The organism is Arenimonas donghaensis DSM 18148 = HO3-R19, assembly GCF_000743535.1.
In the GTDB taxonomy this organism is placed as follows: Bacteria; Pseudomonadota; Gammaproteobacteria; order Xanthomonadales; family Xanthomonadaceae; genus Arenimonas; species Arenimonas donghaensis.
Genome location: NZ_AVCJ01000012.1, coordinates 62,088 through 87,550 on the forward strand (window position 1 = coordinate 62,088; position 25,463 = coordinate 87,550).

Genomic DNA, 25,463 nt, shown 5'->3' on the forward strand with positions numbered 1-25,463 from the left:
GATTAGCAGCCAAGGACTGAATCCGGCTTCCACGCCCTTGGTTTACACTCGACGGGCCGGCGTCCCGCGCGCAGGCATCCCCCGCCAAGAACCCTGACCATGACTCCTGCCGCGCCCGCCGCCGGTGCCGTCGCACCGGATTGGATCATCCTCAAGTTCGGAGGCACTTCGGTGTCCCGACGCCATCGCTGGGACACCATCGGTGCGCTGATGAAACGGCGCGCGTCCGAAGAGGGCGCGAAGGTGCTGGTGGTGGTCTCGGCCGTGTCGGGCGTCACCAACGAACTGCAGGCCGTCTGCGACGGCCATGCCGATGCCGACGGCACCCGCATGCGCCTCCAGGCGCTGGTTGAGCGCCACCGCGATTTTTGCCGCGATGAGCTAGGTCTCGACCCGGACGCCGTGCTGGCCGAACGCCTGGCCGCGCTGGCGGCCCTGGCCATCGACCCACGCCGCGCCACCGGCGAGCTGGCCTGGCAGGCCGACGTACTGGGCCAGGGCGAACTCCTGTCCTCGACCCTGGGCGTGGCCTACCTGCGCGGCCAGGGCCTGGACGTGGGCTGGACCGATTCGCGCGACTGGCTGTCCGCGCGCGCCTTGCCCAACCAGAACGACTGGGCGCGCCGGCTTTCGGCGTCCTGCGATTTCGAAAGCGATGCCGCGCTGCGCGCACGTTTCGACGCCGCGGGTCCGGCGCTGCGCATCGCTCAGGGGTTCATCGCACGCGCCGAAGATGGCGGCACCGCCATCCTGGGCCGCGGCGGCTCCGATACCTCGGCCGCCTACCTCGGCGCCTTGCTCAAGGCGCGACGGGTGGAAATCTGGACCGACGTGCCGGGCATGTTCAGCGCCAATCCGCGCCAGGTGCCCGACGCGCGCCTGCTGTCCCGGCTCGACTACGCCGAAGCCCAGGAGATCGCCACCACCGGCGCCAAGGTGCTGCATCCGCGCTGCATCCATCCCTGCCGGGAAGCCCGCGTGCCGCTGTGGATCCGCGACACCAGCCGGCCGGACATGCCCGGCACGGTGATCGACGCCTCGGCGGCCACGGTGCCGGGCGTCAAGGCGATCAGCTCGCGCCGCGGCATCGTGCTGGTGTCGATGGAAACCATCGGCATGTGGCAGCAGGTCGGCTTCCTGTCGGAAGTATTCGAGCGGTTCAAGGCGCACGGCCTGTCGGTGGACCTGATCGGTTCCTCGGAAGCCAACGTCACCGTCTCGCTCGACCCCAGCGACAACCTGGTCAACACCAACGTGCTCGACGCCCTGTGCGCCGACCTGTCGCAGGTCTGCCGGGTGAAGGTGATCGCGCCCTGCGCCGCGGTCACCCTGGTCGGGCGCGGCATGCGTTCGCTGCTGCACAAGCTGTCCGACGTCTGGGCCGAGTTCGGCCGCGAGCGCGTGCACCTGATTTCCCAGTCCTCGAACGACCTCAACCTGACCTTCGTGCTCGACGAGGACCTGGACGAGGACATGCTGCCGCGCCTGCACGCGCTGCTGGCGCAGTGCGGCGCCATGCCAATGACCGAAACCGCGGTGTTCGGCCCGAGCTGGCGCAGCCTGGACAAGCCCGCCGCCAGCCGGCCCGCGCCCTGGTGGCAACGCCTGCGTGCGCGCGTGCTCGACGTCGCCGCCGCCGGCACGCCGCGCTACGCCTACCACCTGCCGACGGTGCGCCACCGCGCCCGCGAGTTGATGGACGTGGCGGCGGTCGACCGGCGCTTGTTCGCGCTCAAGGCCAATCCGCATCCCGACATCCTGCGCACGCTTGAAGCCGAGGGCTTCGGCTTCGAGTGCGTATCGCAGGGCGAGCTCGACCACCTGTTCGCCGTGCTGCCCGCGTTGGCGCCCGACCGCGTGCTGTTCACGCCCAGTTTCGCGCCGCGCCGCGAGTTCGAGGCGGCGCTGGCGCGCGGCGTGCACGTGACGCTCGATTCGCTGGTGCCGCTGCAGCAATGGCCGGCCCTGTTCAAGGGCCGCGACATCGTGCTGCGCGTGGACCCCGGTTTCGGCCAGGGCCACCACGAAAAAGTCCGCACCGGCGGCAAGGACGCCAAGTTCGGACTGGCCGCGGAAGCGGTGGGGGCTTTCTGTGCCGCCGCCCGCGCTGCCGGTGCCCGCATCACCGGCCTGCACGCGCACATTGGCAGCGGCATCCACGATGCCCGCCACTGGCACACGGTCTACGCCAGCCTGGCGGCGATCGCCGAAGGCATCGGCACGGTGTCCTTCATCGACGTCGGCGGCGGCCTCGGCGTGGCCTACGACCCCGACGCCGAGCCTTTCGACCTGGTCGCCTACGGCAAGGCGCTGGCCGAACTCAAGTCGGCCTACCCGCACTACGCGCTGTGGGTGGAGCCGGGCCGCTACCTGGTCGCCGAGGCCGGCGTGCTGCTGCTTTCGGTGACCCAGGTGGTGGACAAGCAGGGCCAGCGCCGCATCGGTGCCGACGGCGGCATGAATGCCCTGATGCGCCCGGCGCTGTACGGCGCCTGGCACGAAATCGTCAACCTGACGCGCCTCGACGATCCGCCCGGGCCGCCCTGCGAAGTGGTGGGCCCGGTCTGCGAGTCCAGCGACGTGCTGGGCAAGCAGCGACGGCTGCCGGAGTCCAGCGCCGAAGGCGACGTGCTGTTGGTCGGCCATGCCGGCGCCTACGGCGCGGTGATGGCCAACCGCTACAACCTGCGCGCGCTGCCGCAGGAGGAAGTGATCGATGACTGACTTCGACCCGGGCGCGGTGCGCGCCTTCCGTTTCCTCGATTGCCGGTTCGATCCGGCCACCGGCGAGGCCGGCCTGGACTACGCCTTCGACGATGGCCCGGTGATGACCGAGGTGCTGCGTTTCCCCGGCGCGCCCTTCGACCTGGACGACGAACGCGCCGGCGCCGTGCAGCGGGCGCTGCGCCTGCTGCACCTGCTGGCCGGGGTGAGCTACTACAAGGCCGCGGTGCCGCCGGATATCCGTATCGAAGCCTACGGCATCGATGACGACACGGCGGCGCTGCTGACGTCGGTGTACGAAAACGGGCTGGGTGAGTTTGCCTATCGCAATGGCATCTCGCTGCGCGGGAAGATCCACTTTCCCGTGGGGGCATCGGGACTGAAGTCCCTCCCACAAGAGACGTCGGCGCCTGTGGGAGGGACTTCAGTCCCGATGCTTTCAAAGCCCCCCCCCAAAGCCCTGGTCGCCATCGGCGGCGGCAAGGATTCCCTGGTCAGCATCGAGGCCCTGCGCGCCGCTGGCGTCGACCAAACCGTGGCCTGGGTCGGTGGTTCACCCTTGATCGCCGCCTGCGCCGCCCGCACCGGCCTGCCGACGCTCAACATCGGGCGCTCGCTGTCGCCGCTGCTGTTCGAACTCAACCGGCGCGGCGCGCTCAATGGCCACATCCCGGTGACGGCCGTGAACTCGGCCATCCTGGCGGTGGCGGCGCTGCTCACCGGCCACGACCAGGTCGTGTTCTCCAATGAACGTTCGGCCAGCTACGGCAGCCTCATCCCGGGCACCGGCGAGGTCAACCACCAGTGGTCGAAGGGATGGGACTTCGAACGCGACTTCGCGGCGCACCTGCGCAGCCACGTCGCCGCCGACCTGCACTATTACTCGCTGCTGCGACCCTTTTCCGAGCTGGCGGTGGCGCGGCAGTTCGCACGCATCGACCGCTACGACGCCCATTTCTCGAGCTGCAACCGCAACTTCCACCTGCTGGGCGAGCGGCCGGCGCAGCGTTGGTGCGGTGTCTGCCCGAAGTGCCACTTCGTGTTCCTGGCGCTGGCGCCGTTCATGCCCAAGCCGCGGCTGATGGGCATCTTCGGCCGCAACCTGCTCGACGAACCCGAGCAGGCGGCTGGATTCGATGCGCTGATGGAATACCGCGACCACAAACCTTTCGAATGCGTCGGCGAGGGCCGGGAGTCGCGCGCGGCCATGGAGTTGCTGGCCGGCAGCCCGGCCTGGCGCGAGGACGCCTTGGTGCGGCGCTACGCCAGGGAAATCCGGCCCCAGCTCGAGCCGTCGGAGCGGGGGCTGGCGTCGCTGCTCGAACCCTCGGATGATCACGGCATCCCCGATACCGTGTGGGAGCGCCTGCGTGCGAATTTCGGAGCTTGAAGCCAAACGGGTGGCGATATGGGGCTACGGCCGCGAGGGTCGCTCGGCCCTGGCGGCCCTGCGCTGGCGCCTGCCCAGCCAGCCGGTGACGGTGTTTTGTTCGCACGACGAAGCCGAGCCGCTGCGCGACCTGCAGGACCCGGCGCTGCGCATCGAGACCAGCGTCAACGCCGCGCTGCTGGCCGAACACGAAGTAGTGGTGAAGTCGCCGGGCATCAGCCCCTACACCTCGCCCGCCGCCGACGCCGCGCTCGAAGGCGTTCGCTTCATCGGCGCCAGCGGCCTGTGGTTCGCCGAGCCGACGGCCGGCAAGCGCGTCTGCATCACCGGCAGCAAGGGCAAGTCCACGACCACGGCGCTGGTGGCGCACCTGCTGCGCGCCTCGGGCGCACGCACCGCGCTGGCCGGCAACATCGGCCTGCCCCTGCTCGAACTCCTGGACGTGCAGCCGCCGCCGGACTACTGGGCCATCGAGCTGTCCAGCTACCAGACCGGCGAAGCCAGCGACGTCGACGTGGCGGTGGTGCTGAACCTGTTCCCGGAGCACCTGGACTGGCATGGCAGCGAGGCCCGTTATTACGCCGACAAGCTGGCGCTCATCACCCGGGCGGCGCCGCGGCTGGCGGTGCTCAATGCCGGCGACGCCCGCCTGGCCGAGCTCGACGTGCCGCCCGCCACGCGGGTGGTCTGGTTCAACCATGCCGACGGCTGGCACCTGCGCGAGGCCATGGTCTACCGTGGCCAGCAGCCGGTCATTGATTCCCGGCACGTGCCGCTGCCGGGACGCCACAACCGCCTGAACCTTTGCGCGGCCCTGGCCACGGTCGAGGCCCTGGGCCTGGACGCGGTGGCTCTGGCGACGTCGGCGGCCAGTTTCCGCGCCTTGCCACACCGGCTGCAGTCGCTGGGGCTTCGCCATGGCATCGAGTCGGTGAACGACTCGATCTCCACCACGCCGCAGTCCACCATCGCCGCGCTCGACTGCTACCGCGGTCGCCGCGTCGCGCTCCTGGTGGGTGGCTACGACCGGGGCCTGGACTGGGGCGTGTTCGTCGAACGCATCGCCGCCGAGCCGGTGACCGCCGTCGTGACCATGGGTCAGAACGGGCCGCGCATCTTCGAGAAGCTCAAGCCGCTGGCCCAGGGCGGGCGATTCATCCTGGCCGAGGCCGACGAGGTCGAGGAGGCGGTGAAGCTGGGCTTGCAGGCCCTGGGCCACGACGGCGTGCTGCTGCTTTCGCCCGGGGCCCCCAGCTTCCCGCGCTACCGCGACCATATCGACCGGGGCCGCCACTTCGCCAAGGCCGCCGGCTTCGACCCGGACCACATCAACGCGATCCCCGGGCTCGGCGTCGCCTGACGGCCGGTTTTCACCCAGGTTTTCGGAAAGCGGCCCTAGACTCCCGGCTGAGTCCAAAGGAGCCCACCGCCATGCGTCGTTGCCTGCTCAGCCTTGCCCTGTTTTCCCTTGCCGCGGCCGCCCAGGCCGAGCCGGTCGCCGAACCGGTGAGCTGGCAGCATGGCGGCACCACCTTCGACGGCTACCTGGTGTACGACGCCGACGAGGACGATCGCCGTCCGGGCCTGTTGATGGTGCCCAACTGGATGGGCGTTACCGATGCCGCGGTGGAAAAGGCCAAGCAGCTGGCCGACGACGACTACGTCATCCTGCTGGTGGACATGTACGGCAGCGGCGTGCGCCCGGCCAACACCGACGAAGCCGGCCAGGCCGCCGGCGCGGTGTATGCCGACCGGGTGGCGCTGCGTGGCCGCATCAATACCGCGCTGGGCGTGCTGCGCGACGCCGCCGGCCGGGCGCCGCTGGATGCCAGCCGGATCGGCGGCATCGGCTTCTGCTTCGGCGGCGCGATCATGCTGGAGCTGGCCCGCAGCGGCGCCGACGTGGCCGGCGTGGTCAGCTTCCACGGCAACCTCAACACCTCGATGCCGGCCGGCGAAGGCGACATCGATGCCAGTGTGCTGGTCCTCAACGGCGCCGCCGACAGCTACGTGCCGCAGGCGCAGATCACGAGCTTCTGGGAAGAGATGGCCACGGCCAAGGCCGACTGGCAGTTCGTCAATTTCGGCGGCGCGGTGCACTGTTTCGCCGAAGCCGACGCGAACAGCCCGGGCTGCCTGTACGACCCCAAGGCCGCCAAGCGCGCCTACGCGATGATGGAAGACTTCTTCGATGAGCGCTTCGACGACTGACGAGAGCCTGTGGGAGGGACTTCAGTCCCGAAGCGCTTCGGGACTGAAGTCCCTCCCACAAAAGCGGCCGCCTAGTGCCCGCGGCTGACGGCGTAGCGGGCCAGACCGCGTAGCGCCTGCGACCAGTCGTTGTCCACAAGCACGTCGAGCGCAGCTTCGGCGCGGTCGGCGTAGTGGGCGGCCCGGTCGCGGCTGTAGCCGATGCCACCGGTCTGGCCGATGGCGGCCAGCACTTCGGGCATGGCGTCGGCATCGCCGGTTTCGATGGCCTCGCGCAGGCGGGCGCGGGTGGCGTCGTCGCAGTGGGCCATGGCGTGGATCAGGGGCAGGGTGGCCTTGCCTTCGGCCAGGTCGTCGCCCAGGTTCTTGCCCAGCGCGTCGGCGTCGGCGGTGTAGTCGAGCACGTCGTCGGCGATCTGGAAGGCCAGGCCCAGGTTCATGCCGTAGTCGTGCATGGCCTGCTGGGTGGCCTCGTCGGCGCCGGCCAGCAGCGCGCCCAGGCGCGTGGCCGCGGCGAACAGCACCGCCGTCTTGCGCTCGATGACCCTCAGGTAGGCGGCCTCGTCGGTATCCGGGTTGTGCACGTGCAGGAGCTGCAGCACCTCGCCTTCGGCGATCTGGTTGGTGGTGTCGGCCAGGATGCGCATCACCGGCATCGCGTCGAGCTCGACCATCAGCTGGAAGCTGCGCGAATACAGGAAATCGCCCACCAGCACGCTGGGCGCATTGCCCCAGAGCGCGTTGGCGGTGCGCCGGCCGCGGCGCAGGTCGGATTCGTCCACCACGTCGTCGTGCAGCAGGGTCGAGGTATGGATGAACTCGATGATCGCCGCCAGCTGGTGCGCCCTCGGGCCGCCCCCGCCCAGGGCCCGGGCGGCCAGCACCACCAGCATCGGCCGCAGGCGCTTGCCGCCGGCGGCGACGATGTGTTCGGAAATCTGGTTGATCAGCACCACGTCCGAGGCCAGGCGGCCCCGGATCAGGTCGTCGACGGCGGCCATTTCACCGGCGGCGAGGGTCTGGACCTGGGCGATGCCGGGCAGGGAGGCGGGGCGGGGCTGGGCGGACATGGCCCGATTATACGTTTCCCGGCCCCCTCTCCGGGCGGATTCCGACCCCGGGCAGGGCAGAGGGCCGCTGGCCCGGACGACGAAGGCTGGCATAATCGGGCCCTCACACAGTTCAAGAACCCAAAAGGCGGATCGCCATGGCGCGCGGTGTAAACAAGGTCATCCTGGTCGGCAACCTCGGCAACGACCCCGAGATGAAGTATTCGCAGGGCGGCATGGCCATCTGCACCCTGTCCCTGGCCACCACCTCGGTGCGCAAGGACAAGGAAGGCAACCAGCAGGAGCGCACCGAGTGGCACCGCGTGAAGCTGTTTGGCAAGCTCGGCGAGATCGCCGGCGAGTACCTCAAGAAGGGCCGCCAGGTGTATATCGAAGGCGAGATCCGCTACGACAAGTTCACCGGCCAGGACGGCGTTGAAAAGTACTTCACCGATATCGTCGCCAGCGAAATGCAGATGCTGGGCGGCGGTGGTGGTGAAGGCGGCGGTGGCGGTGGCGGCGGCATGCGCTCCGAGCGCCCGGCGCGCCCGGCCGGCGGCCGTTCCGGCGGCGGTGGCGGCGGCGACTACGGCAATCGCGGCGGCGGTGGTGGCGGCGGTTCGGCGCCCCAGCGCAACGACGACCCGTTCCCGGACGACGACATCCCGTTCTGATCGTCGTCCACTCCTGACAGGATTTCCAAGATGCAGACCTGGCTGGTCACCGGCGGCGCCGGATTCATCGGCGGCAACTTCGTGCTCGACGCGGTGGCGTCGGGCATCCGCGTGGTCAACCTCGATGCGCTCACCTACGCCGGAAACCTCGACACGCTGTCGTCGCTGGACGGCAACGACCGCCACGTCTTCGTGCAGGGCGACATCGGCGACCGCGCCCTGGTGGACCGCCTGCTGGCCGAACACCGGCCGCAGGCCATCGTCAACTTCGCCGCCGAAAGCCACGTCGACCGTTCCATCGACGGCCCGGCGGCCTTCGTCCAGACCAATGTCGTGGGCACGTTCGGCCTGCTCGAGGCCGCGCGCGAGTACTTCAAGGCGCTCGACGCCGGGGCCAGGGCGGCCTTCCGCTTCCTGCACGTCTCGACCGACGAGGTCTACGGTTCGCTGGGCGACGAGGGCAAGTTCACCGAGGACACGCCGTACGCGCCCAATTCGCCGTATTCGGCGTCCAAGGCCGCCTCGGACCACCTGGTGCGGGCCTACCACCACACCTACGGGCTGCCGGTGCTCACCACCAACTGCTCGAACAACTACGGCCCGTACCAGTTCCCGGAAAAGCTCATCCCGCTGGTCATCCTCAAGGCCCTGGCCGGCGAGCCACTGCCGGTATACGGCGACGGCCGCAACGTGCGCGACTGGCTGTTCGTGAAGGACCACTGCGCCGCCATCCGGCGCGTGCTCGAAGCCGGCCGCCCGGGCGAGACCTACAACGTCGGCGGCGACGCCGAGCGACAGAACATCGAAGTGGTCAAGGCGATCTGCGCGCTGCTCGACCAGCGCCGCCCGCGTGAGGACGGCAAGCCCCGCGAATCGCAGATCACCTTCGTCAAGGACCGTCCGGGCCACGACCGCCGCTACGCCATCGACGCCAGCAAGATCCAGACCGAACTGGGCTGGCAGCCGACGGTGGACTTCGAGCAGGGCATGGCCGCCACCGTGGACTGGTACCTGGCCAACGAGGCCTGGGTGCGACGCGTGCTCGACGGCAGCTACCGGATGGAACGCATCGGCCAGGAGGCCTGAATGAAGCGCAAGGGAATCATCCTCGCCGGCGGTTCCGGCACCCGGCTCTACCCGATCACCCAGTCGGTGTCCAAGCAGCTGCTGCCGGTCTACGACAAGCCGATGATCTACTACCCGCTCAGCGTGCTGATGCTGGCGGGCATCCGCGAGGTGCTGGTGATCAACACCCCGCACGAGCAGGAACTGTTCAAGCGCCTGCTGGGCGATGGCTCGCAGTGGGGCATGGACATCCGCTACGAGGCCCAGCCCAGCCCCGACGGACTGGCCCAGGCCTTCCTCATCGGCGAGGATTTCCTTGACGGCCATCCCAGCTGCCTGGTGCTGGGCGACAACATCTTCCACGGCACCGGGCTCACCGAACGCCTGCAGCGCGCCGATGCGCGCGAGCAGGGCGCCACCGTGTTCGGCTACTGGGTGAAGGATCCCGAGCGCTACGGCGTCGCATCCTTCGACGCCGCCGGCAAGGTGGTGGACATCGAGGAAAAGCCGGCGAGCCCCAAGTCCAACTACGCCGTGACCGGCCTGTATTTCTACGACGGCCGTGCGCCGGCCTTCGCCCGCGCGCTCAAGCCGTCCCCGCGTGGCGAACTGGAAATCACCGACCTCAATCGCTGCTACCTGCAGGAAGGCGGGCTGCACCTGGAGCAGCTGGGCCGCGGTTACGCCTGGCTCGACACCGGCACCCACCAGTCCCTGCTGGAGGCCTCGACCTTCATCGAGACCATCGAGGCCCGCCAGGGCCTGCGCGTGTGCTGCCCCGAGGAAATCGCCTGGCAAAACGGCTGGATCAACGACCAGCAGCTGCTCGGCCTGGCCGAGCCGCTGGCCAAGAATGGCTACGGCCAGTACCTGATGTCCCTGGTTGGCCGCGGGGCGGTGCCTTGAAGGTCATCGAAACCGACCTGCCGGGCTGCCTGCTGTTCGAGCCGCGCGTTTTTGGCGACGAGCGCGGTTATTTCTACGAAGCCTTCAACCACGACAAGCTGGCGCCGCTGGGCCTGGCGCCGAAGTTCGTGCAGGGCAACGTCTCGCGTTCGGCGCGCGGCGTGCTGCGGGGGCTGCATTACCAGTGGCCCAAGCCGCAGGGCAAGTTCGTGTCGGTGCTCGAGGGCGAGGTCTGGGACGTGGCCGTGGACATCCGTCGGGGTTCGCCGACCTTCGGTCGTTGGGCCGCCGCGGTGGTCAGCGCCGAGAACAAGCGCCAGTTCTGGATACCCGAGGGATTCGCCCACGGTTTCGTGGTGCTCAGCGAGCACGCGACCTTCCACTACCTGTGCACCGCGACCTACGACCCGCAGGCCGACGCCGCGATCCGCTGGGACGACGCCGACCTGGCGATCGACTGGCCGGTGTCCGATCCCTCGCTGTCCGGGAAAGACGCCGCTGCGCCTTTCCTGGCCGACATTCCGGCCGACCGCCTGCCGGCCTGCGTGGACTGAACCGGCATGCGCCTGTTGCTGCTGGGTGCGAACGGCCAGGTCGGCCATGAGCTACGCGAAGCCCTTGCCCCCTTGGGCGACGTGGTTTGCGCCACCCGCAGCGGCCAGCTGCCGGACGGCGGCAGGGCCGAAGCCGCGGACCTGGCCGAGCCCGGGCGCTTGCCGGCGCTGGTCGAACGCGTGGCGCCGGACCTGGTGGTCAATGCGGCCGCCTACACCGCCGTGGACCGCGCCGAAAGCGAGCGCGAGCTGGCCTTCCGGGTCAACGCCGAGGCCCCGGGAGTCCTGGCCCGGGCCTGCGCCGCCGCCGGCATCGGCCTGGTGCACTTTTCCACCGACTACGTCTTCGACGGCAGCCAGTCCCGGCCCTGGCGCGAAGACGACCCGACCGGTCCGCTGGGTGTTTACGGCGAGAGCAAGCTCGCCGGCGAACAGGCCATCCGCGACAGCGGCGCGGCGCACAAGATCTTCCGGCTGTGCTGGGTCTATGGCCCACGCGGCCACAACTTCCTGCTCACGATGTTGCGGCTGGCGAAGGAGCGCGAACACCTGCGGGTGGTCGACGACCAGCGCGGCACGCCCACCAGCGCCCGGCGCATAGCGAAGGGCGTCGCCGGTGCGCTCCGGGTCATGCCCGGGTCCAGCGGCACCTGGCACCTGGCCGCCGAAGGCGAGTGCAGCTGGCACGGGTTCGCCAGCGAGATCTTCAGCCGGGCCGTGGCGCGCGGACTGCTGGCCAAGGCGCCCACGGTGGAGCCGATCACCACCGCCGGGTTCCCGACGCCAGCCCGGCGACCGGCCTATTCGCGCCTGGACACGACCGCTTTCACCCGCGATACCGGCCTTCACCTTGGTGACTGGCGTGAAGGCCTCGACGAGGCCCTGGACGCGCTTGCGCGCTAGCGGCGCGCCCCCTATGGTTCGGCGTTGACAACAAAAAAACCGAACCAGGGGAAAAAGATGAAATCAGTCATCACCGCACTGGCGCTGCTTGCCGGCGCCGGCGTGTCCGCCGCCGAGCTGCCCTCGGTCGAGCATTTCATGCGCCACGCCACTTATTCCAGCGCCCGTATCTCGCCCGGGGGCGAATACCTGGCCATTGGCGTGGATCGCGGCGGCCAGGACGTGCTGACCGTCATCCGGCTCAAGGACATGAAGCTGCTGAAGGTGAACGTGCTGCCGGACGACAAGTCCGTGTCGGGCTACCGCTGGATCAGCGACGACCGCCTGATCTTCACCGCCATCCGCAAGGTCGGCAGCTACGCCCAGCCCTTCGGCACCGGCGAGTGGTACGCCGTCAACGCCGACGGCAGCCAGCCGCGGCCGGTCATCTTCCGCGGCAGCCGCGGCGCCGCCGAGCGCAGCAAGGAAGTCTTCAACGAGTTCTTCAGCCTGCTCGACCCGCTGGTGGACGACCCCCGCAACGTGCTGATGTCCTCGAGCTCGGCGCGCTCGCGCACCGGGTCGAACACCGAACTTGTCATGGTGGACACGGTCAGCGGTTCCCGGAAGACCCTGGCGTCCGCGCCGCGGGAAAATTGCAGCATCCAGGTCGACGAGAAGAAGGCCCCGCGCTACGCCGTCTGTTTCGACCAGAAGAACGAGAAAGGCGAATACGACACCCGCACCGAGCTCTACCAGTATTCGGGTGGCGACTGGACGCTGGTGAACAACGCCCAGATGGGCGATGGCAAGCAGCTGCGGGTGGTGGGCACGGACAAGGACGGCACCATCTACGCGTCCCAGGACGACGGCAAGACCCCGGCCGCGCTGGGCACGATCGATCGCAACACCGGTGAGTTCAAGAGCCTGTTCCAGGACCCGGTGTCGGAGGTGGCTGGCTGGGTCGAGTCGCCCTCGGATGAAAGGCCGCTGGCGGTCATCACCGCGGCCGGGATCCCCAAGGTCCACGTGCTCGCTCCCGACCACGCCGACACGCAGCTTTATGCTTCGCTCGCCGATGCGTTCCCCGGCCAGCTGGTCAATTTCAGCAGCGCCAGCCGGGACGGCAGCAAGATCATCGTTTCGGTCTACAGCGACCGCAACCCGGGCGAGCTGTACCTGTTCGATCGCGACAGTGGCCAGGCCCGGTTCCTGATGAAGGCCCGCGAGTGGGTCAATCCCGACAACTCCGCCTCGGTGCGACCCTTCGATTTCGTCAACCGGGACGGCATGCGGCTCTACGGTTACCTGACGATCCCCAAGGGCAGCGACGGCAAGAACCTGCCGCTGATCGTCAACCCGCACGGCGGCCCGATGGGTCCGCGCGACAACTGGGGCTACAACCCGGAAACCCAGCTGTTCGCCAGCCGCGGCTACGCCACCCTGCAGGTCAACTTCCGCGGCTCCGGTGGCTTCGGCAAGGCCTTTGAGGACATGGCTTACGGCCAGTGGCACACCGGCATCATGAACGACATCATCGACGCGACGAACTGGGCCATCGAAGAGGGCGTCGCCGACCGCGAGCGCATCTGCATCTACGGCGGCAGCTTCGGTGGTTACGCGGCGATGATGGCGCCCGCCCGTGAGCCCGACCTCTTCGCCTGTGCCTTTGGTTACGTCGGCGCCTACGACGGCGAGATCCAGATGACGCTCAGCGACACCAGCGAAAGCGAATCCGGCCGCGCCTACATGCGTCGTGCGCTGGGCGCGACCAAGAGCGAACGGGCCGAAGTGATGCCGGTCAACCACGCCGACAAGATCGACATCCCCGTGTTCCTGGCGGCCGGTGCGCGCGACCCGCGCTGCCCCCCGGAGAACACGGAAGTGATGTTCGAGGCGCTGGAGCGGGCGGGCAACAAGCCCGAGGGCATGATCATCCAGTCCGGCGAGATGCACGGCTTCTACGACGTCGAGAACCGCGTCAACCTGTACTCGAAGATGCTGGACTTCTTCGAGTCGCACATCGGCGGCAACGCCGGGCGCACGGCAGCTGCCCACTGATCCGCGGCAGCCTGCGGTGACGGGAAACGGCGCCCTCGCGGCGCCGTTTCCTTTTTGGGTCTACTTGATGCCGTGCATCCAGCGCTTCACCAGCGGGCTGGCGATGGCGAACAGCAGGCCGGTGCCGACGCCCACCCAGAGCATCAGTTCGAACAGGCCGCCGTATTTCGAGCCGGCTTCAGCCATGTCGATCGCGCCGTCGGCGGGCAGGTCCAGTGCGGCCAGCTTGCCGAACTGCGCGGCGAGCACTTCCGAATAGGCCGTGGCCAGCCAGAAGGCGCCCATCATCAGGCCGACCACGCGCGCCACCGACAGCTGGGTGACCGCGGACAGGCCGATCGGCGACAGGCACATCTCGCCGATCTCGAGCACGAAGTAGGCCAGCACCAGCCACCAGACGCTGGCCATGACGCCACCCGAGGCCGCTTCGGCCGCGAACATGAGCGGCAGGAAGGCCAGGCCCGCGGTCACCAGGCCGATCGCCATCTTCATCGGCTTGGACGGATTGAGCCCGCGGCGGTCCAGCCAGGGCCACAGCCAGGCGAACACCGGCGACAGAATCACGATGAAAAACGCGCCCAGGAAAGTCAGCGACCCGGCGGTCTGCTTCACCATCAGCACGTCGTGCACGATGGCCACGCCGATGCCCAGGGCCAGCAGCACGACCATGGCCTTGGCCAGGCCGTCCCGGCCGCGGTCGCTCGCCCGCAGCGCCAGCACCATCAGCACCGGGCTCAGGCCCAGCGCGAAGATCGCCCAGGGCACGACGGCCTGGTAACCCTGGGGGGCGATGGCGAACAGGTCCTTGGTGAGCATGCGGTCGGTGAAGGTGACCCAGGAACCGTAGGTCTGCTCGTACAGGGTGAAGAACACCAGCACGCCGACGATCAGGAACACCAGCGCCAGCATCTGCTCGCGCTCCTTGCGGCTGCAGTGCTTGACCAGGAACCAGACGAACCAGGCCAGGAAGGCGATGGCGATCAGGTGCATCGCGCCGTGCACGGTCCAGGTGCGCTGGATCAGCTGCCAGACCAGGGCCACGCCGCCGAGGCTGCCCAGGTAGATCCAGATCTCGCGGCTGAAGGGGCCGACCCGCTGTCGCAGCTTCGCCGGGTCGTTGGGCTCGGCCTGGCCCATCAGGTACTTCTGGCCCCACAGGAAAACCACGAGGCCGGCGACCATGCCGATGCCGGCGGCGCCGAAGCCATATTTCCAGCCGTAGGTTTCACCCAGGAAGGCGCAGACCAGGCTGGCGAACATCGCCCCGACGTTGATGCCCGCGTAGAAAACCGTGAAGCCGGAATCGAGCCGCGGGTCGTTGAGCGGATAAAGCCGGCCCACGATCGTCGAGATGTTGGGCTTGAGGAAACCCACGCCCATGATGATCAGCGCCAGCGACAGGTAGAACACCTGCAGCGCGCCGTCGTCGCGGACGATCACGCCGTCCACCAGCCGCGCCTGCTCGCCCTCGAAGGCCATGCCCAGGTGGCCCAGCACCAGCAGCACCGCGCCGAAGACCACCGCCTTGCGCATGCCCAGGTAACGATCGGCCAGCAGGCCGCCGATGACCGGCACCGCATAGACCAGGCCGCCGTAGGCACCCAGCAGGTCCAGGCCCAGTTCGTCGGTGAACAGGTGGTACTTGAGCAGGTACAGCAGCAGCAGCGCCTTCATGCCGTAGAACGAGAATCGTTCCCACATCTCGGTGAAGAAGCAGATGTACAGGCCCTTGGGGTGGCCCAGGAAATCGCTGTGGACGGGAAGGGTGGACTGGGTCACGGTCTGGCTCCGGTGGCGGTCGGCCGAGTATAGGGGCGCAGGGGCCGGCTGGCTTTGCTTCCCGCGGGCGGCCTGCCTACCATGGCGGCTGGTTCCCGAGGATCACGACATGGCCCTGCGTTCCCTGCTCACGGCGCTCCTGGCGCCCGCCCTGCTGGCTTCCACGGCACATGCCGCCAAACCCTTCGACGCCCGCGACCTGGTCACGCTCGAACGCGTGTCCTCGCCGACGCTGTCGCCCGATGGCCGGCACCTGCTGGTGACGGTGCGCCAGACCGATTACGAGGCCAACAAGGCCAGCACCGGCCTGTGGATCGAGGACCTGTTCGCGCGCGATGCCGCGCCGCCGGTCCGCTTCACCCCGGAAGGGTTCGGGGCCAGCAGCGCGGCGTTTTCACCGGATGGCGACGTGGTGTACTTCCTGTCCTCGAAGTCGGGCTCCTCGCAGCTGTGGAAGCAGGCGATCGGCAAGGGCGAGCCGGTGCAGGCCAGCGACTACCCGCTGCCGGTCGGTACGTTCAAGCTCTCGCCCGATGGCGGGGCCGTGGCGCTGAGCTTCGACGTGTTCACCGACTGCGACACCCTGGCCTGCACCCAGGCCAGGCTCGATGCGAGCGCGGCCGGCAAGACCAGCGGCGTGCTTTACGACGGCCTGTTCGTGCGCCACTGGGATACCTGGAAGGACGGTCGCCGCGCCCAGCTGTTCGTCGCCGGCCTGGACGCCGAGGGCAAGGCGGCGGGTGAACCGGTGCGCGTGAGCGCCGGCGTCGAGGGCGACGTGCCCGCCAAACCCTTCGGTGGCAAGGAAGACTACGCCTGGGCCCCGGACGGTGCCTCGCTGGTGTTCGCCGCCAAGGCCGTGGGCCGCGAGGAGGCCTGGTCCACCGACTACGACCTCTACCACGTGCCTGCCGACGGCCAGGCCGCGCCGCGCAACCTGACCGACGCCAACCCGGCGCTCGACGGCGGACCGGTGTTCAGCGCCGACGGCAAGACCCTTTATTACCGGGCCATGAAGCGCCCGGGCTTCGAAGCCGACCGGTTGGCGCTGATGGCCATGGACCTGGCCAGCGGCGAGACCCGCGAGATCGCGCCGCAATGGGATCGTTCGGCCAGCAACATCACGCTGTCGGCGGACGGCAAGTCGATCTACACCACCACCAACGACGTCGGCACCTACGCGTTGTTCAAGGTCGACATCGCCAGTGGCCAGGCGGAGAAGATCATCGGCGGCGGCACGGTCGGCGGCTACGACCTGGTCGGCGACACCCTGGCCTACACCTTCGAGGACCTCGATTCCCCGGCCCAGGCCTTCGTGGCCCGCGCCGATGGCAGCCAGGCACGGCAGGTCACCCGCAACAACCAGGACGTGCTGGCCGGCATCGACTTCGGCGGCTACGAACAGTTCAGCTTCAAGGGCTGGAACGACGAAACCGTGCATGGCTACGTCGTCAAGCCGGCGGGCTTCGAGGCAGGCAAGCAGTACCCTGTGGCCTTCCTGATCCACGGCGGCCCGCAGGGCAGCTTCGGCAACAATTTCCATTACCGCTGGAACGCGCAGACCTATGCCGGCGCCGGTTTCGCGGTGGTGATGATCGATTTCCACGGATCCACCGGCTACGGCCAGGCCTTCACCGATTCCATCAGCGGCGACTGGGGCGGCAAGCCGCTCGAGGACCTGCAAAAGGGCTGGGCGGCGGCGCAGGAAAAATATGCCTTCCTCGACGGCGACCGCGCCTGTGCATTGGGCGGCAGCTACGGCGGCTACATGGTGGCCTGGATCGCCGGCAACTGGCCGGACGGCTTTGACTGCCTGGTCAACCATGCCGGCGTGGTGGACACCCGCATCATGGGCTTCAACACCGAGGAGCTGTGGTTCACCGAATGGGAGAACAGCGGGACGCCGGTGCAGTCGCCGGAGGCCTACGAGAAGTTCAACCCGATCAATCACGTCGGCAAGTGGAAGACGCCGATGCTGGTGATCCACGGCCAACTCGACTACCGCGTGCTCGTCGAACAGGGCCTGGCTTCGTTCTCGGCCGCCCAGCGCCAGGGCGTGCCCAGCCAGCTGCTGTATTTCCCGGACGAGAACCATTGGGTGCTCAAGCCGCAGAACAGCGTCATGTGGCACGACACCGTCAACGCCTGGCTCAAGCGCTGGACCGCGGAATCCGCCGAGGAGTGAAATGAGCGCCGACCTGTTCGACCTCGACCGGCTGCGGCAAAGCTGCGCGCAGTGCTCGCTGCACGTGCTGTGCCTGCCGGCCGGCATCGGTGGCCGCGACCTGGAGCAGCTCGATGAAATCGTGCGCACGCGACGGCCGCTTGGCAAGGGCGACACGCTTTTCCGTGCGGGCCAGTCCCTGGGCTCGCTGTTCGTGGCGCGCGAAGGGGCCTTCAAGACCGTGGCCATCGACGCCGAGGGCGAGCAGCAGGTCGTCGGCTTCCACCTGCCGGGCGAGCTGATGGGCCTGGACGCGATGGGTAGCGGAAAACATGCCTGCGAGGCCGAGGCGCTATCGCCCGCCAGCGTCTGCGAAATCCCGATGGCCCAGCTCGAGTCGGTGTGCCGGGCGGTGCCCGGCCTCCAGCACCAGCTGCTGCGCATCATCGGCCAGGGCATCAACCGCGACCAGTCGCACCTGGAAATGCTGGGGCGCCGCCAGGCCCACGAGCGGCTGGCGCTGTTCCTGCACGGCCTGTCCGAACGCTACAAGCTGCTCGGGCAGCCCAGCGACGTGCTCACTTTGCCGATGAGCCGCGAAGACATCGCCAGCTACCTGGGCCTGGTCATCGAAACGGTCAGCCGAACCCTGACCAAGCTGCAGGACGAAGGCGTCATTGCCGTGCGTGGCCGGCAGGTGAAGATCCTCGACCGGGAGCGGCTTGATGAACTGGTCCACGCGCCGGCACCCACCGCGGCCAAGGCCCGCGGCCAGCGCTGAGTGCAAGGGGCGAAGTCATGTCGCCCGTAAACTACGAAGTCCGACTCCTTCGCTCCGGCGACGAGTCGACGCTGGAACGCGTGGAGCCGGACGTCTTCGACAACCCGGTCCAGCCGGACCTGGCGGCACGGTACCTGGCGGATCCGAACAACCTTTTGGCGGTGGCGATCCGGGACGGCGAAGTGGTCGGCATGGCCTCCGGGCTGATGTACCTGCACCCCGACAAGCCGCTACAGCTATTCGTCAATGAAGTCGGCGTCGCAGCAAGCTGCCGTGGCCAGGGCATGGGCAAACGACTGGTGCAGGCCTTGCTGGAGCAGGCCCGGATCCGTGGGTGCACGGAGGCATGGGTAGCTACCGAGCTTGCCAACGCACCGGCCCGCGCCCTGTATGCCGCCATGAAAGGTGCCGAAGATGCCGACCATGCGGTTATATACACTTGGAGGCTTGCAGGGCTGGGAAGCTGAAGCAAAGTGCGTCGAGATGTCGGCTTCCAACCCTAAGCGGACATCTGCATTCGGCGATTCACGATGGGCAGGAGCCAAACCATGGCGGCTTTTCGCACACCGCGACTGTCCGGGATTGCGCCAGATTGTTTACCGGACAGTAGCGGCCTAAACTCGCAACGGTCATCTGCGGGCAATTGGCGACAAACCGATCGAATGTATAAACGGAAAGATCTGTACGTATGTTCGTTGGGCCGAAGTGGAGCGGGGACGAAAATGTCGAGATATCTATCAGCCCAGGCCGCAGCAAGGATGATTGAGTCGGCGTTTGCTCCGCTTCGTCGCGTCGCCGAGCCATGGGACTACGAGTACCGGGTTCGCTTTCGGGTGTTCGATGCAGACAATGCGCCACTGATCTCAATGGACGAAGTACTCCGTCCAGTGTTTGAGGATCCGGAACGACTTGAGTCATTGCTGAAATGCGCTCGCGAACGAGTAGAAGCCAAGGGCGTAAAGTTGGATCCGTGGTCACTGTCCGGCCCGCCCGAGTCAGCAACCTAATCAGTCGTTCATGCCGACGCGTTCGGCGTGGGTGAACTCGGGTGTTAGGCATCGGTCTAGGCGCACGACAGAAATAGGAGGTGTCAAGGAATCTTTGGCTAGTGGGGAGCAGTGCAGGTTCGACTCCTGCTGGGACCGTTTTACTCTCAGCCCTCTTTGCATTGGTGGCAGTGAAATACGTTGTATACCGCTTACTAGCAATGCCCAGCGTGGGGGATTTATCCACGAAAGAGGATAACTGTATGAGTAAATTCAAGGTAATGCTTGCGTCGGCTATGGGTACGCTTTATGGGCTGGGAGTAAGTGGTCTTGCGGGTTGCCTGCTAACCAAAGATTCTTTGTCGCCTTAGGAATCAGTGAAGCCGACGCCTTGGGTGCGGCTTCACTAGGGTGTAAGCACTTTTCAAACGAGCGAGGTAGGGATGGGACACAACGACCACGTCGAGGATGACGGCGGCTTCTCCGACTTCCTTCAAGAGATCATTGATGGTGGACACCTTGAAGGCGCTGCACTTGGAATCACGAAATTGGCAATTGACAAAGGCTCTGACGCGCTCTCGGCAAAACAGCGCTTCGTCTTTGAGCGTGACGTTCTAGGTGAGTTTGTTAAGGACGGATGCTCTCGCTGTGAGAGCAATATCCCCTGGTCTGAAATGTATGCAGCGCTGGACAACGGAGGTCTGTGTAACTATTGCTGGCACATGTCGGAGAAAATCAAACACGAGTGAAGATTGTGCCTAGGAACGCATTCAAGCCATCTCCGTTCCGCGGTGCGGCTTGATTCGGGCGTTAGTTAACCAATGGGCGCAAGTTGGACGGCCAGACGAGAATGTCCGCTCCTGGCCGAATGCGGACGTCGCGCACCAGCAGCTTCAGATCGATCGGCATCCCAGTGCTTCGAGCACCGCATGGATCGCCGGCTGGCCGGCAAGCCAGGGCGCGGCCAACGTGACGATGCCGGCCGATGCGATGAAGGCCGCTGCGCCGTAGCGCCAGGCGCGCCTGGCCAGCAGTTGGCCCAGGCGCGCGCCGCTCCAGGTGATGGGCACCATGGTCGCCATCGTGCCCAGGCCGAAGCTGGCCATCACCAGCGCGCCGTGCAGGGCGCTGGCCTCGAGCCAGGCGGCGACCAGCACGGTGCTCGACAGGCCGCAGGGCAGCCAGCCCCACAGCAGGCCCTGGGCCCAAGGGCGCCAGGGGCCGTGTGTCGGCAGGCGTGATTGCAGCGGCTTCAGGAAACGCCAGAACCAGGCGCCGCCGCGCGAGAGAAAGCCCAGCTTGCGCGGCCAGAGCAGCCGGATCGCGACCAGGATGAGCACGCCGCCCATGGCCATGCGCAGGCCGGTGGCCAGGGCCTCGGAGCGTGCGAGCAGCAGCAGGCCACCGCCGAAGGCGCCGACCAGCGCGCCAGCCAGGGTGTAGCCCAGCACGCGGCCGCCGTTGAGCGCGAAAGCGGTGCCCAGGCCGGGTTTGGGCGCGGTGGCGGCCAGGCCCGTCGCGATGCCACCGCACATGGCGATGCAGTGCACGCCGCCGAGCAGGCCGGTGAGCAGCGCGGCGCCCAGTACGAGCAGGTCGACCGGCATCAGTCGGCGTCGCGCGGGTCTTGAGGCGGGGACCGCTCGCGCGTGTTGCCTGCGTCGGGGGGCGGGGCGGGGCGATCGTCGTCGCGCAGCATGTCCAGGGCTGGGGTGTCGAGGTCGTCGAACTGGCCGCGGCGCACCGCCCACAGGAACGCCCAGATCGCGCCGGCGAGCAGCAGCAGGGACACCGGGATCAGGGCGAGCAGGATGTTCAAGCAAGTTCCCCGTGCGGGCGCCCCAGGCGCAGGGCGTTGGCGGTGACGATCAGCGAGGAGGCGGCCATGCCCAGCGCCGCCAGCCCGGGGCTGACCCAGCCCAGGGCCGCGAAGGGCAGGGCGACGACATTGTAGGCCAGGGCCCAGGCCAGGTTCTGGCCGATGATCCGGCGCGTGCGGCGCGCCAGCCGCACCGACTGCGGCAGCCGCAGCAGCGACGGCCCCGCGAGCACGAGGTCGGCGGAACGATGCGCGAGCGGCGCGCCGCCGGCCATCGCCACGGACACATCGGCACCGGCCAGCACCGGCGCGTCGTTGAGGCCGTCGCCGACCGCCAGTACGCGGTGACCGTTCGCCTGCAGCGCTCGCACGATCGCCAGTTTGTCTTCCGGCGATTGCCGGGACGCGACGTCGGTGATGCCAAGCTGGTCGGCCACGGCGGCGACGCGGGTCGCGCCATCGCCGCTGACCAGCCGGGGCTGCAGCCCGAGTTCGCGCAGCGCCGCCACGGCTTCGCCGGCCTCCGGACGCACCGGATCGGTGGTCTCGAAGCGGGCAAGGGCGCGGGCGCCGTCGCCCAGCCAAAGCGCGCCGTCGTCGGCCCGGCCTGCGGCATAGTCGGCGCGGCCAAGGCGATAGGCGCGTCCGTCCACCTCGCCCTGGACGCCCTGGCCCGGCACGGTGCGCACCGCCGTCGCGACCGGGCCATCGGGCAGGGCGAAGGCCAGCGCCAGCGGGTGGCCGGCATTGCATTCCAGCGCCGCGGCGATGCGGCGCCATTGGCCGATGTCGCCTTCGATAGCCTCGGCATGCAGCAGGCGCGGTTGGCCAAGGGTCAGCGTGCCGGTCTTGTCCAACACCACGACGTCGGCCCGGGCCAGGTTTTCCAGGGCATCGGCGCCGAGCGCGAGCACGCCCCAGCGGGCCAGCGTGCCATGCGCGGTGGCCAGGGCCGTCGGCACCGCCAGCGACAGCGCGCAGGGGCAGCTGACCACCAGCACGGCCAGCGCGATTTCGAAGGCGCGTTCGGGCTGCACCTGCCACCAGGCCCAGAACACCAGGCCGGCCACGACGAACAACGAGACGACGAAACGCCTCGCCACCGCGTCGGCGAAATGGGCGACGCGCGGTCGCGAGGCCTGGGCGCGGTCCACGGCCCGCACCAGCTGGGAGAGCCGGGTGTCGGAGCCGGTGCGCTGCACCCGCAGGCGCAGCGGCGCTTCGCGGCATGTGCTGCCGGCATAGAGCGCGTCGCCGGCCTGCTTGTCCACCGCGGTGGCCTCGCCGGTCAGCAGTGATTCGTCCAGCGCGGCGGCGTCCCCGATCAGCTCGCCATCGGCGGGCACGGTGTCGCCGGCGGCCACCTGCACCACGTCGCCGGCGGACAATGCGGACACCGGCACCTGTTCGCGGCCGCCGGCCGTCTCGCGCCAGGCCAGCGCCGGCTGCGCACGCGCCAGGGTGTCCAGGCGCGCACTGGCCTGGCGCCGCGCCATGCGTTCCAGGAAGCGCGCGGCCAGCAGGAAGAGCACGAACATCACCGCGGCGTCGAACCAGACGTGGGCGCCGCCGCGCAGGGTTTCCACCAGGCTGGCGAAATAGGCCAGCAGCACCGAGCTCGCCACCAGGGTGTCCATGCCCGGCCGGCGCTCGCGCAGTTCGGTCGCCATGCCGGCGATGAAAGGCCAGCCGGAGAAAAACACCACCGGCGTCGAGACCAGGAAAGTGATCCAGCGGAAGAAGTCGCGGGTGGCCGGCGCCATTTCGTTGGCCGTGTCCAGGTACAGCGCCTCGGCGAACATCATCGCCTGCGTGGCGCCCAGGGCCGCCACGCCCAGGCGGGCGATCATGCGGTTGCGTTCGCGCCGGCGCTCGCGTTCCGCGGCTTCGCCCTGGGCCAGGTGCGGGCGGTAGCCGAGCGCGGCCAGGCGGGCCAGCACCTGCGAAAGCGGCGTGCGCTCCGGGTCCCAGGCGATGCGCACCCGGCCCGTCACGGCATTGGCGCCGGCATCGCTCACGCCTGGTTCGCGGCGCAGGGCGTGGTCGATGAGCCAGGCGCAGGCGGCGCAGTGCATGCCTTCGCAGACGACGGTGATTTCGCGGCCTTGCGGGGTTTCGATGGCGTGGTCGGCCTGGACATCGGCGCGGTCCCAGGCGCTGTAGTCCGTGGTCGCCAGCGCGACGCGGCCCCCGGCGGAATCGCGCAGGCGGTAGTAGTCGGCCAGGCCGGCGTCGCGGATCCAGTTGGCGGCGGCGCCGCAGCCCGTGCAGCAGACCTGCTGCCGTGCGCCGTCCACCTGCACGTGCACGGGATCAGCAGGCAGGGGTTCGCCGCAGTGGAAACAGCCGGGTATCGGGCGTGCGGTCACGGCGCCGCAAGCGCGGGCGCCAGCTCGACCTCGGCGTCGCCGGGATGGTAGCGCCCGACCAGGCGCCAGCTGCCGTCCGCTGCGATCAGGCGCAGCTGCCAGACGTGGCTGCCGGCCACCGGGCCGTTGGTGCGCCAACCGTCCCGGTCGGGCAGGAGCTGCAGCTGCCGGTCCAGGGTGGATTCCAGCGGATGCACCAGCTGCAGTGCCGGTGCCTGCGGGCCGGTGGCCTGGTCCAGCCTGAGCAGGGCGCTGCCTTCGTCCAGGCGCAGGGTCGCCGTCAGCCCGCGGCGGGCGGCTTCGGCATCGGCGTCGATCGAGGCCACCTGGACCTGGGCGGTGCGCCGCACCGGATCGGGGTCGGCGTCAACGGCGCTCTCGCCGGACACCACGATCAGCGTCCAGATGCCGGCCAGGATGGTCGCCAGTGGAATGGCCAGCACCAGCCAGAGCACGGGGTTGCGGCGAAAGCCGGACGTGGATTCAGTGCTCATCAAAAAGGCCCGAAGAAGCGGGTTTCCTCGGTCTCGCTGACGCCTTCGGCATCCGACTCGACGATGAGGTTGAGGTCGACCCGGCCCCTGGCCAGGCCGGCCGGGGCGCGAAGGGTCACCGGCACGGTCAGCACTTCTTCGGCGGCCGCCATGTGCACTGCGCCGGACTCGGCCAGGGTGATGCCTTCCGGCCCCTCGATACGGATGGTGAACTGGCGCGGCACGATGTCCTTGTTGACGATGCGCACGGTGTAGGCGTTCTCGATACTGCCGTCCGCCGCGGTGCGGTACAAGGCGTTTCGGTCGCGCAGGACGTCCACGATCAGCGGACTGCGCTGCGCGATGCCAACCGCGAAGCCGATCGCCAGCGCCACCAGCAGGCCACCGTAAATAAGGATGCGCGGGCGCAACACCCGCACGTGCTTGCCCTCGACCGCGTTCTGCGAGGTATAGCGGATGAGCCCATGGGGATAGCCCATCTTGTCCATCACCATGTCGCAGGCGTCCACGCAGGCGCCGCAGGCGATGCACTCGTATTGCAGGCCATTGCGGATGTCGATGCCGGTCGGGCAGACCTGCACGCAGATGGTGCAGTCGATGCAGTCGCCCAGGTCCTCGGATGAAGTCACTTGCGGAGGCGGCGGCAGGCCGTGCTGTTCATCGACCACCAGGCCGGTGGTGGCGCGGGCGCCGAGCTGCAGGTCGGCGGCGCTGCGGTGCTGGGCGGCATGCACGACGGCGCTGGTGGCGACGTCGAGCGGTAGCAGGCCACGGGCGCGTTCGAGCACGGAAGCCAGCTTGCCCTTCTTGCGCGGACCGCGGGGTTCGCCGCGCAGCGGGTCGTAGGCGATGATCAGGGTGTTGCGGTCGAACATCGCGCCCTGGAAGCGGGCGTAGGGACACATGTACTTGCACACCTGTTCGCGCAGGACGCCGGCATTGCCCCAGGTGGCCAGCGAATAGAACAGCACCCAGAAGATCTCCCAGCCACCCCATTCGAAGGGGTAGAGGCGCAGGCCGAGGTCGCGGATGGGCGTGAAGTAACCGACGAAGGTGAAGCCGGTCCACAGCGCGAAGACCAGCCACAGGATGTGTTTGCTGCCTTTGCGAAGGGCCTTCTCGCGGGACCAGGGCCCGTTGTCGAGCTTCATGCGCTTGTTGCGGTCGCCTTCGGTCCAGCGCTCCATCCAGATGAAGACTTCGGTCCACACCGTCTGCGGGCAGGCGTAGCCACACCAGAGCCGGCCGGCGACGGCCGTGAAGAAGAACAGCGACAGGCCGGCCATGATCAGCAGCAGGGCCAGGTACAGGAAGTCCTGCGGCCAGAACACCAGCCCGAACACGTAGAACTTGCGCGCCGGCAGGTCCCAGAGCACGGCCTGGCGATCGTCCCACTGCAGCCAGGCGACGCCGTAGTACATGCCCAGCAGCCAGAGCACCGCGGCCTTGCGCAGCCGCTGGGTGAAGCCGTCCTGTTCGCGGGGGTAGATCTTTTTCTCGGAGACGTACAGGGAAACGTCTTCGACGAGCTCGCTGGGGATCTTGCGGGCCACGG

21 protein-coding genes are annotated in these 25,463 nt (G+C 68.4%); 14 read left to right on the plus strand and 7 right to left on the minus strand.

Annotation, left to right across the window (positions count from 1 at the left end; translation table 11 throughout):
• Nucleotides 1–99 precede the first annotated feature (99 nt).
• The 4 genes from N788_RS06605 (at nt 100) to N788_RS06620 (ending at nt 6,325) form a co-directional block, all read left to right on the plus strand.
• Nucleotides 100–2,724: a bifunctional aspartate kinase/diaminopimelate decarboxylase gene (locus tag N788_RS06605; protein WP_051924445.1), complete on the plus strand. Its 2,625-nt coding sequence runs from the start codon at nt 100–102 to the stop codon at nt 2,722–2,724.
• Nucleotides 2,717–4,114 carry a UDP-N-acetyl-alpha-D-muramoyl-L-alanyl-L-glutamate epimerase gene (gene murL / locus N788_RS06610; protein ID WP_034222710.1) on the plus strand — a complete coding sequence of 466 codons (1,398 nt, stop codon included), beginning with the start codon at nt 2,717–2,719 and terminating at the stop codon, nt 4,112–4,114. The genes N788_RS06605 and murL overlap by 8 nt, the downstream gene beginning before the upstream one ends.
• A complete protein-coding gene (gene murD / locus N788_RS06615) occupies nt 4,095–5,474 on the plus strand; it encodes a UDP-N-acetylmuramoyl-L-alanine--D-glutamate ligase (RefSeq protein ID WP_034222713.1) in 1,380 nt (459 codons plus the stop codon). The genes murL and murD overlap by 20 nt, the downstream gene beginning before the upstream one ends.
• Before the next feature lie 71 nt (nt 5,475–5,545).
• Nucleotides 5,546–6,325, plus strand: a complete 780-nt coding sequence (locus N788_RS06620) for a dienelactone hydrolase family protein (protein ID WP_034222716.1) — start codon at nt 5,546–5,548, stop codon at nt 6,323–6,325.
• Nucleotides 6,326–6,396: 71 nt separating this feature from the next.
• Here the strand turns inward: N788_RS06620 and N788_RS06625 are convergent, their stop codons facing one another.
• Complete coding sequence (locus tag N788_RS06625; protein ID WP_034222719.1) at nt 6,397–7,395, minus strand: polyprenyl synthetase family protein; 999 nt, start codon at nt 7,393–7,395, stop codon at nt 6,397–6,399.
• Between the two features lie 137 nt (nt 7,396–7,532).
• Here N788_RS06625 and ssb point away from each other — a divergent pair, with 137 nt between their 5' ends.
• Genes ssb through N788_RS06655 form a run of 6 tightly spaced genes read left to right on the plus strand, consistent with a single transcriptional unit; the run spans nt 7,533 to nt 13,516 of the window.
• Complete coding sequence (gene ssb / locus N788_RS06630; RefSeq protein WP_034222722.1) at nt 7,533–8,048, plus strand: single-stranded DNA-binding protein; 516 nt, start codon at nt 7,533–7,535, stop codon at nt 8,046–8,048.
• 30 nt (nt 8,049–8,078) lie between these two features.
• Nucleotides 8,079–9,134, plus strand: a complete 1,056-nt coding sequence (gene rfbB / locus N788_RS06635; RefSeq protein ID WP_034222725.1) for a dTDP-glucose 4,6-dehydratase — start codon at nt 8,079–8,081, stop codon at nt 9,132–9,134.
• Nucleotides 9,135–10,019 (plus strand): glucose-1-phosphate thymidylyltransferase RfbA, encoded by an 885-nt coding sequence (gene rfbA, locus N788_RS06640; RefSeq protein ID WP_034222728.1) that lies wholly within the window; start codon nt 9,135–9,137, stop codon nt 10,017–10,019.
• The gene (gene rfbC, locus N788_RS06645) at nt 10,016–10,573 is read left to right on the plus strand and encodes a dTDP-4-dehydrorhamnose 3,5-epimerase (protein ID WP_034222731.1); all 558 of its coding nucleotides are present in this window, start codon (nt 10,016–10,018) and stop codon (nt 10,571–10,573) included. Before rfbA ends, rfbC begins: the two co-directional genes overlap by 4 nt.
• Nucleotides 10,574–10,579: 6 nt before the next feature.
• Nucleotides 10,580–11,476, plus strand: a complete 897-nt coding sequence (gene rfbD / locus N788_RS06650; RefSeq protein ID WP_034222733.1) for a dTDP-4-dehydrorhamnose reductase — start codon at nt 10,580–10,582, stop codon at nt 11,474–11,476.
• A 57-nt stretch (nt 11,477–11,533) separates the two neighbouring features.
• Nucleotides 11,534–13,516, plus strand: a complete 1,983-nt coding sequence (locus N788_RS06655) for an alpha/beta hydrolase family protein (protein WP_084695931.1) — start codon at nt 11,534–11,536, stop codon at nt 13,514–13,516.
• A gap of 60 nt (nt 13,517–13,576) precedes the next feature.
• Here N788_RS06655 and N788_RS06660 read toward each other — a convergent pair whose 3' ends face one another.
• Entirely contained in the window at nt 13,577–15,295 is a 1,719-nt protein-coding gene (locus N788_RS06660; RefSeq protein WP_034222736.1) for a peptide MFS transporter, read from the minus strand.
• Between the two features lie 109 nt (nt 15,296–15,404).
• Between N788_RS06660 and N788_RS06665 the strand changes: the two genes are divergently transcribed.
• The 4 genes from N788_RS06665 to N788_RS14625 all read left to right on the plus strand — a co-directional run bounded on the left by N788_RS06665 (nt 15,405) and on the right by N788_RS14625 (nt 19,975).
• Nucleotides 15,405–17,480 (plus strand): S9 family peptidase, encoded by a 2,076-nt coding sequence (locus tag N788_RS06665; RefSeq protein ID WP_034222739.1) that lies wholly within the window; start codon nt 15,405–15,407, stop codon nt 17,478–17,480.
• A gap of 1 nt (nt 17,481) precedes the next feature.
• Nucleotides 17,482–18,240: a helix-turn-helix domain-containing protein gene (locus N788_RS06670; RefSeq protein ID WP_034222742.1), complete on the plus strand. Its 759-nt coding sequence runs from the start codon at nt 17,482–17,484 to the stop codon at nt 18,238–18,240.
• 17 nt (nt 18,241–18,257) lie between these two features.
• Nucleotides 18,258–18,707 (plus strand): GNAT family N-acetyltransferase, encoded by a 450-nt coding sequence (locus N788_RS06675; RefSeq protein ID WP_034222745.1) that lies wholly within the window; start codon nt 18,258–18,260, stop codon nt 18,705–18,707.
• A gap of 962 nt (nt 18,708–19,669) precedes the next feature.
• Complete coding sequence (locus N788_RS14625; protein WP_152560406.1) at nt 19,670–19,975, plus strand: hypothetical protein; 306 nt, start codon at nt 19,670–19,672, stop codon at nt 19,973–19,975.
• A gap of 144 nt (nt 19,976–20,119) precedes the next feature.
• Here N788_RS14625 and N788_RS06680 read toward each other — a convergent pair whose 3' ends face one another.
• The 5 genes from N788_RS06680 to N788_RS06700 are packed head-to-tail and all read right to left on the minus strand — an operon-like array spanning nt 20,120 to nt 25,461.
• Entirely contained in the window at nt 20,120–20,833 is a 714-nt protein-coding gene (locus tag N788_RS06680; RefSeq protein WP_034222746.1) for a sulfite exporter TauE/SafE family protein, read from the minus strand.
• A complete protein-coding gene (gene ccoS / locus N788_RS06685; protein WP_034222748.1) occupies nt 20,833–21,045 on the minus strand; it encodes a cbb3-type cytochrome oxidase assembly protein CcoS in 213 nt (70 codons plus the stop codon). The genes N788_RS06680 and ccoS overlap by 1 nt, the downstream gene beginning before the upstream one ends.
• A complete protein-coding gene (locus tag N788_RS06690; RefSeq protein ID WP_051924446.1) occupies nt 21,042–23,414 on the minus strand; it encodes a heavy metal translocating P-type ATPase in 2,373 nt (790 codons plus the stop codon). Before N788_RS06690 ends, ccoS begins: the two co-directional genes overlap by 4 nt.
• Nucleotides 23,411–23,908, minus strand: a complete 498-nt coding sequence (locus N788_RS06695) for a FixH family protein (protein ID WP_051924447.1) — start codon at nt 23,906–23,908, stop codon at nt 23,411–23,413. The genes N788_RS06690 and N788_RS06695 overlap by 4 nt, the downstream gene beginning before the upstream one ends.
• Nucleotides 23,908–25,461, minus strand: coding sequence for an RdxA/RdxB/FixG family protein (locus N788_RS06700; protein ID WP_034222750.1), 1,554 nt, complete (start codon nt 25,459–25,461; stop codon nt 23,908–23,910). Before N788_RS06700 ends, N788_RS06695 begins: the two co-directional genes overlap by 1 nt.
• Between the last annotated feature and the right edge of the window lie 2 nt (nt 25,462–25,463).

Excerpts from the sequence above, each read along its gene's own strand:
- N788_RS06605 (WP_051924445.1), top strand. The coding sequence starts at position 100 with ATGACTCCTGCCGCGCCCGCCGCCGGTGCCGTCGCACCGGATTGGATC.
- murL (WP_034222710.1), top strand. The coding sequence starts at position 2,717 with ATGACTGACTTCGACCCGGGCGCGGTGCGCGCCTTCCGTTTCCTCGAT.
- N788_RS06620 (WP_034222716.1), top strand. The coding sequence starts at position 5,546 with ATGCGTCGTTGCCTGCTCAGCCTTGCCCTGTTTTCCCTTGCCGCGGCC.
- N788_RS06625 (WP_034222719.1), bottom strand. The coding sequence starts at position 7,395 with ATGTCCGCCCAGCCCCGCCCCGCCTCCCTGCCCGGCATCGCCCAGGTC.
- ssb (WP_034222722.1), top strand. The coding sequence starts at position 7,533 with ATGGCGCGCGGTGTAAACAAGGTCATCCTGGTCGGCAACCTCGGCAAC.
- rfbB (WP_034222725.1), top strand. The coding sequence starts at position 8,079 with ATGCAGACCTGGCTGGTCACCGGCGGCGCCGGATTCATCGGCGGCAAC.
- rfbA (WP_034222728.1), top strand. The coding sequence starts at position 9,135 with ATGAAGCGCAAGGGAATCATCCTCGCCGGCGGTTCCGGCACCCGGCTC.
- rfbD (WP_034222733.1), top strand. The coding sequence starts at position 10,580 with ATGCGCCTGTTGCTGCTGGGTGCGAACGGCCAGGTCGGCCATGAGCTA.
- N788_RS06655 (WP_084695931.1), top strand. The coding sequence starts at position 11,534 with ATGAAATCAGTCATCACCGCACTGGCGCTGCTTGCCGGCGCCGGCGTG.
- N788_RS06665 (WP_034222739.1), top strand. The coding sequence starts at position 15,405 with ATGGCCCTGCGTTCCCTGCTCACGGCGCTCCTGGCGCCCGCCCTGCTG.
- N788_RS06670 (WP_034222742.1), top strand. The coding sequence starts at position 17,482 with ATGAGCGCCGACCTGTTCGACCTCGACCGGCTGCGGCAAAGCTGCGCG.
- N788_RS06675 (WP_034222745.1), top strand. The coding sequence starts at position 18,258 with ATGTCGCCCGTAAACTACGAAGTCCGACTCCTTCGCTCCGGCGACGAG.
- N788_RS14625 (WP_152560406.1), top strand. The coding sequence starts at position 19,670 with ATGGGACACAACGACCACGTCGAGGATGACGGCGGCTTCTCCGACTTC.
- N788_RS06680 (WP_034222746.1), bottom strand. The coding sequence starts at position 20,833 with ATGCCGGTCGACCTGCTCGTACTGGGCGCCGCGCTGCTCACCGGCCTG.
- N788_RS06695 (WP_051924447.1), bottom strand. The coding sequence starts at position 23,908 with ATGAGCACTGAATCCACGTCCGGCTTTCGCCGCAACCCCGTGCTCTGG.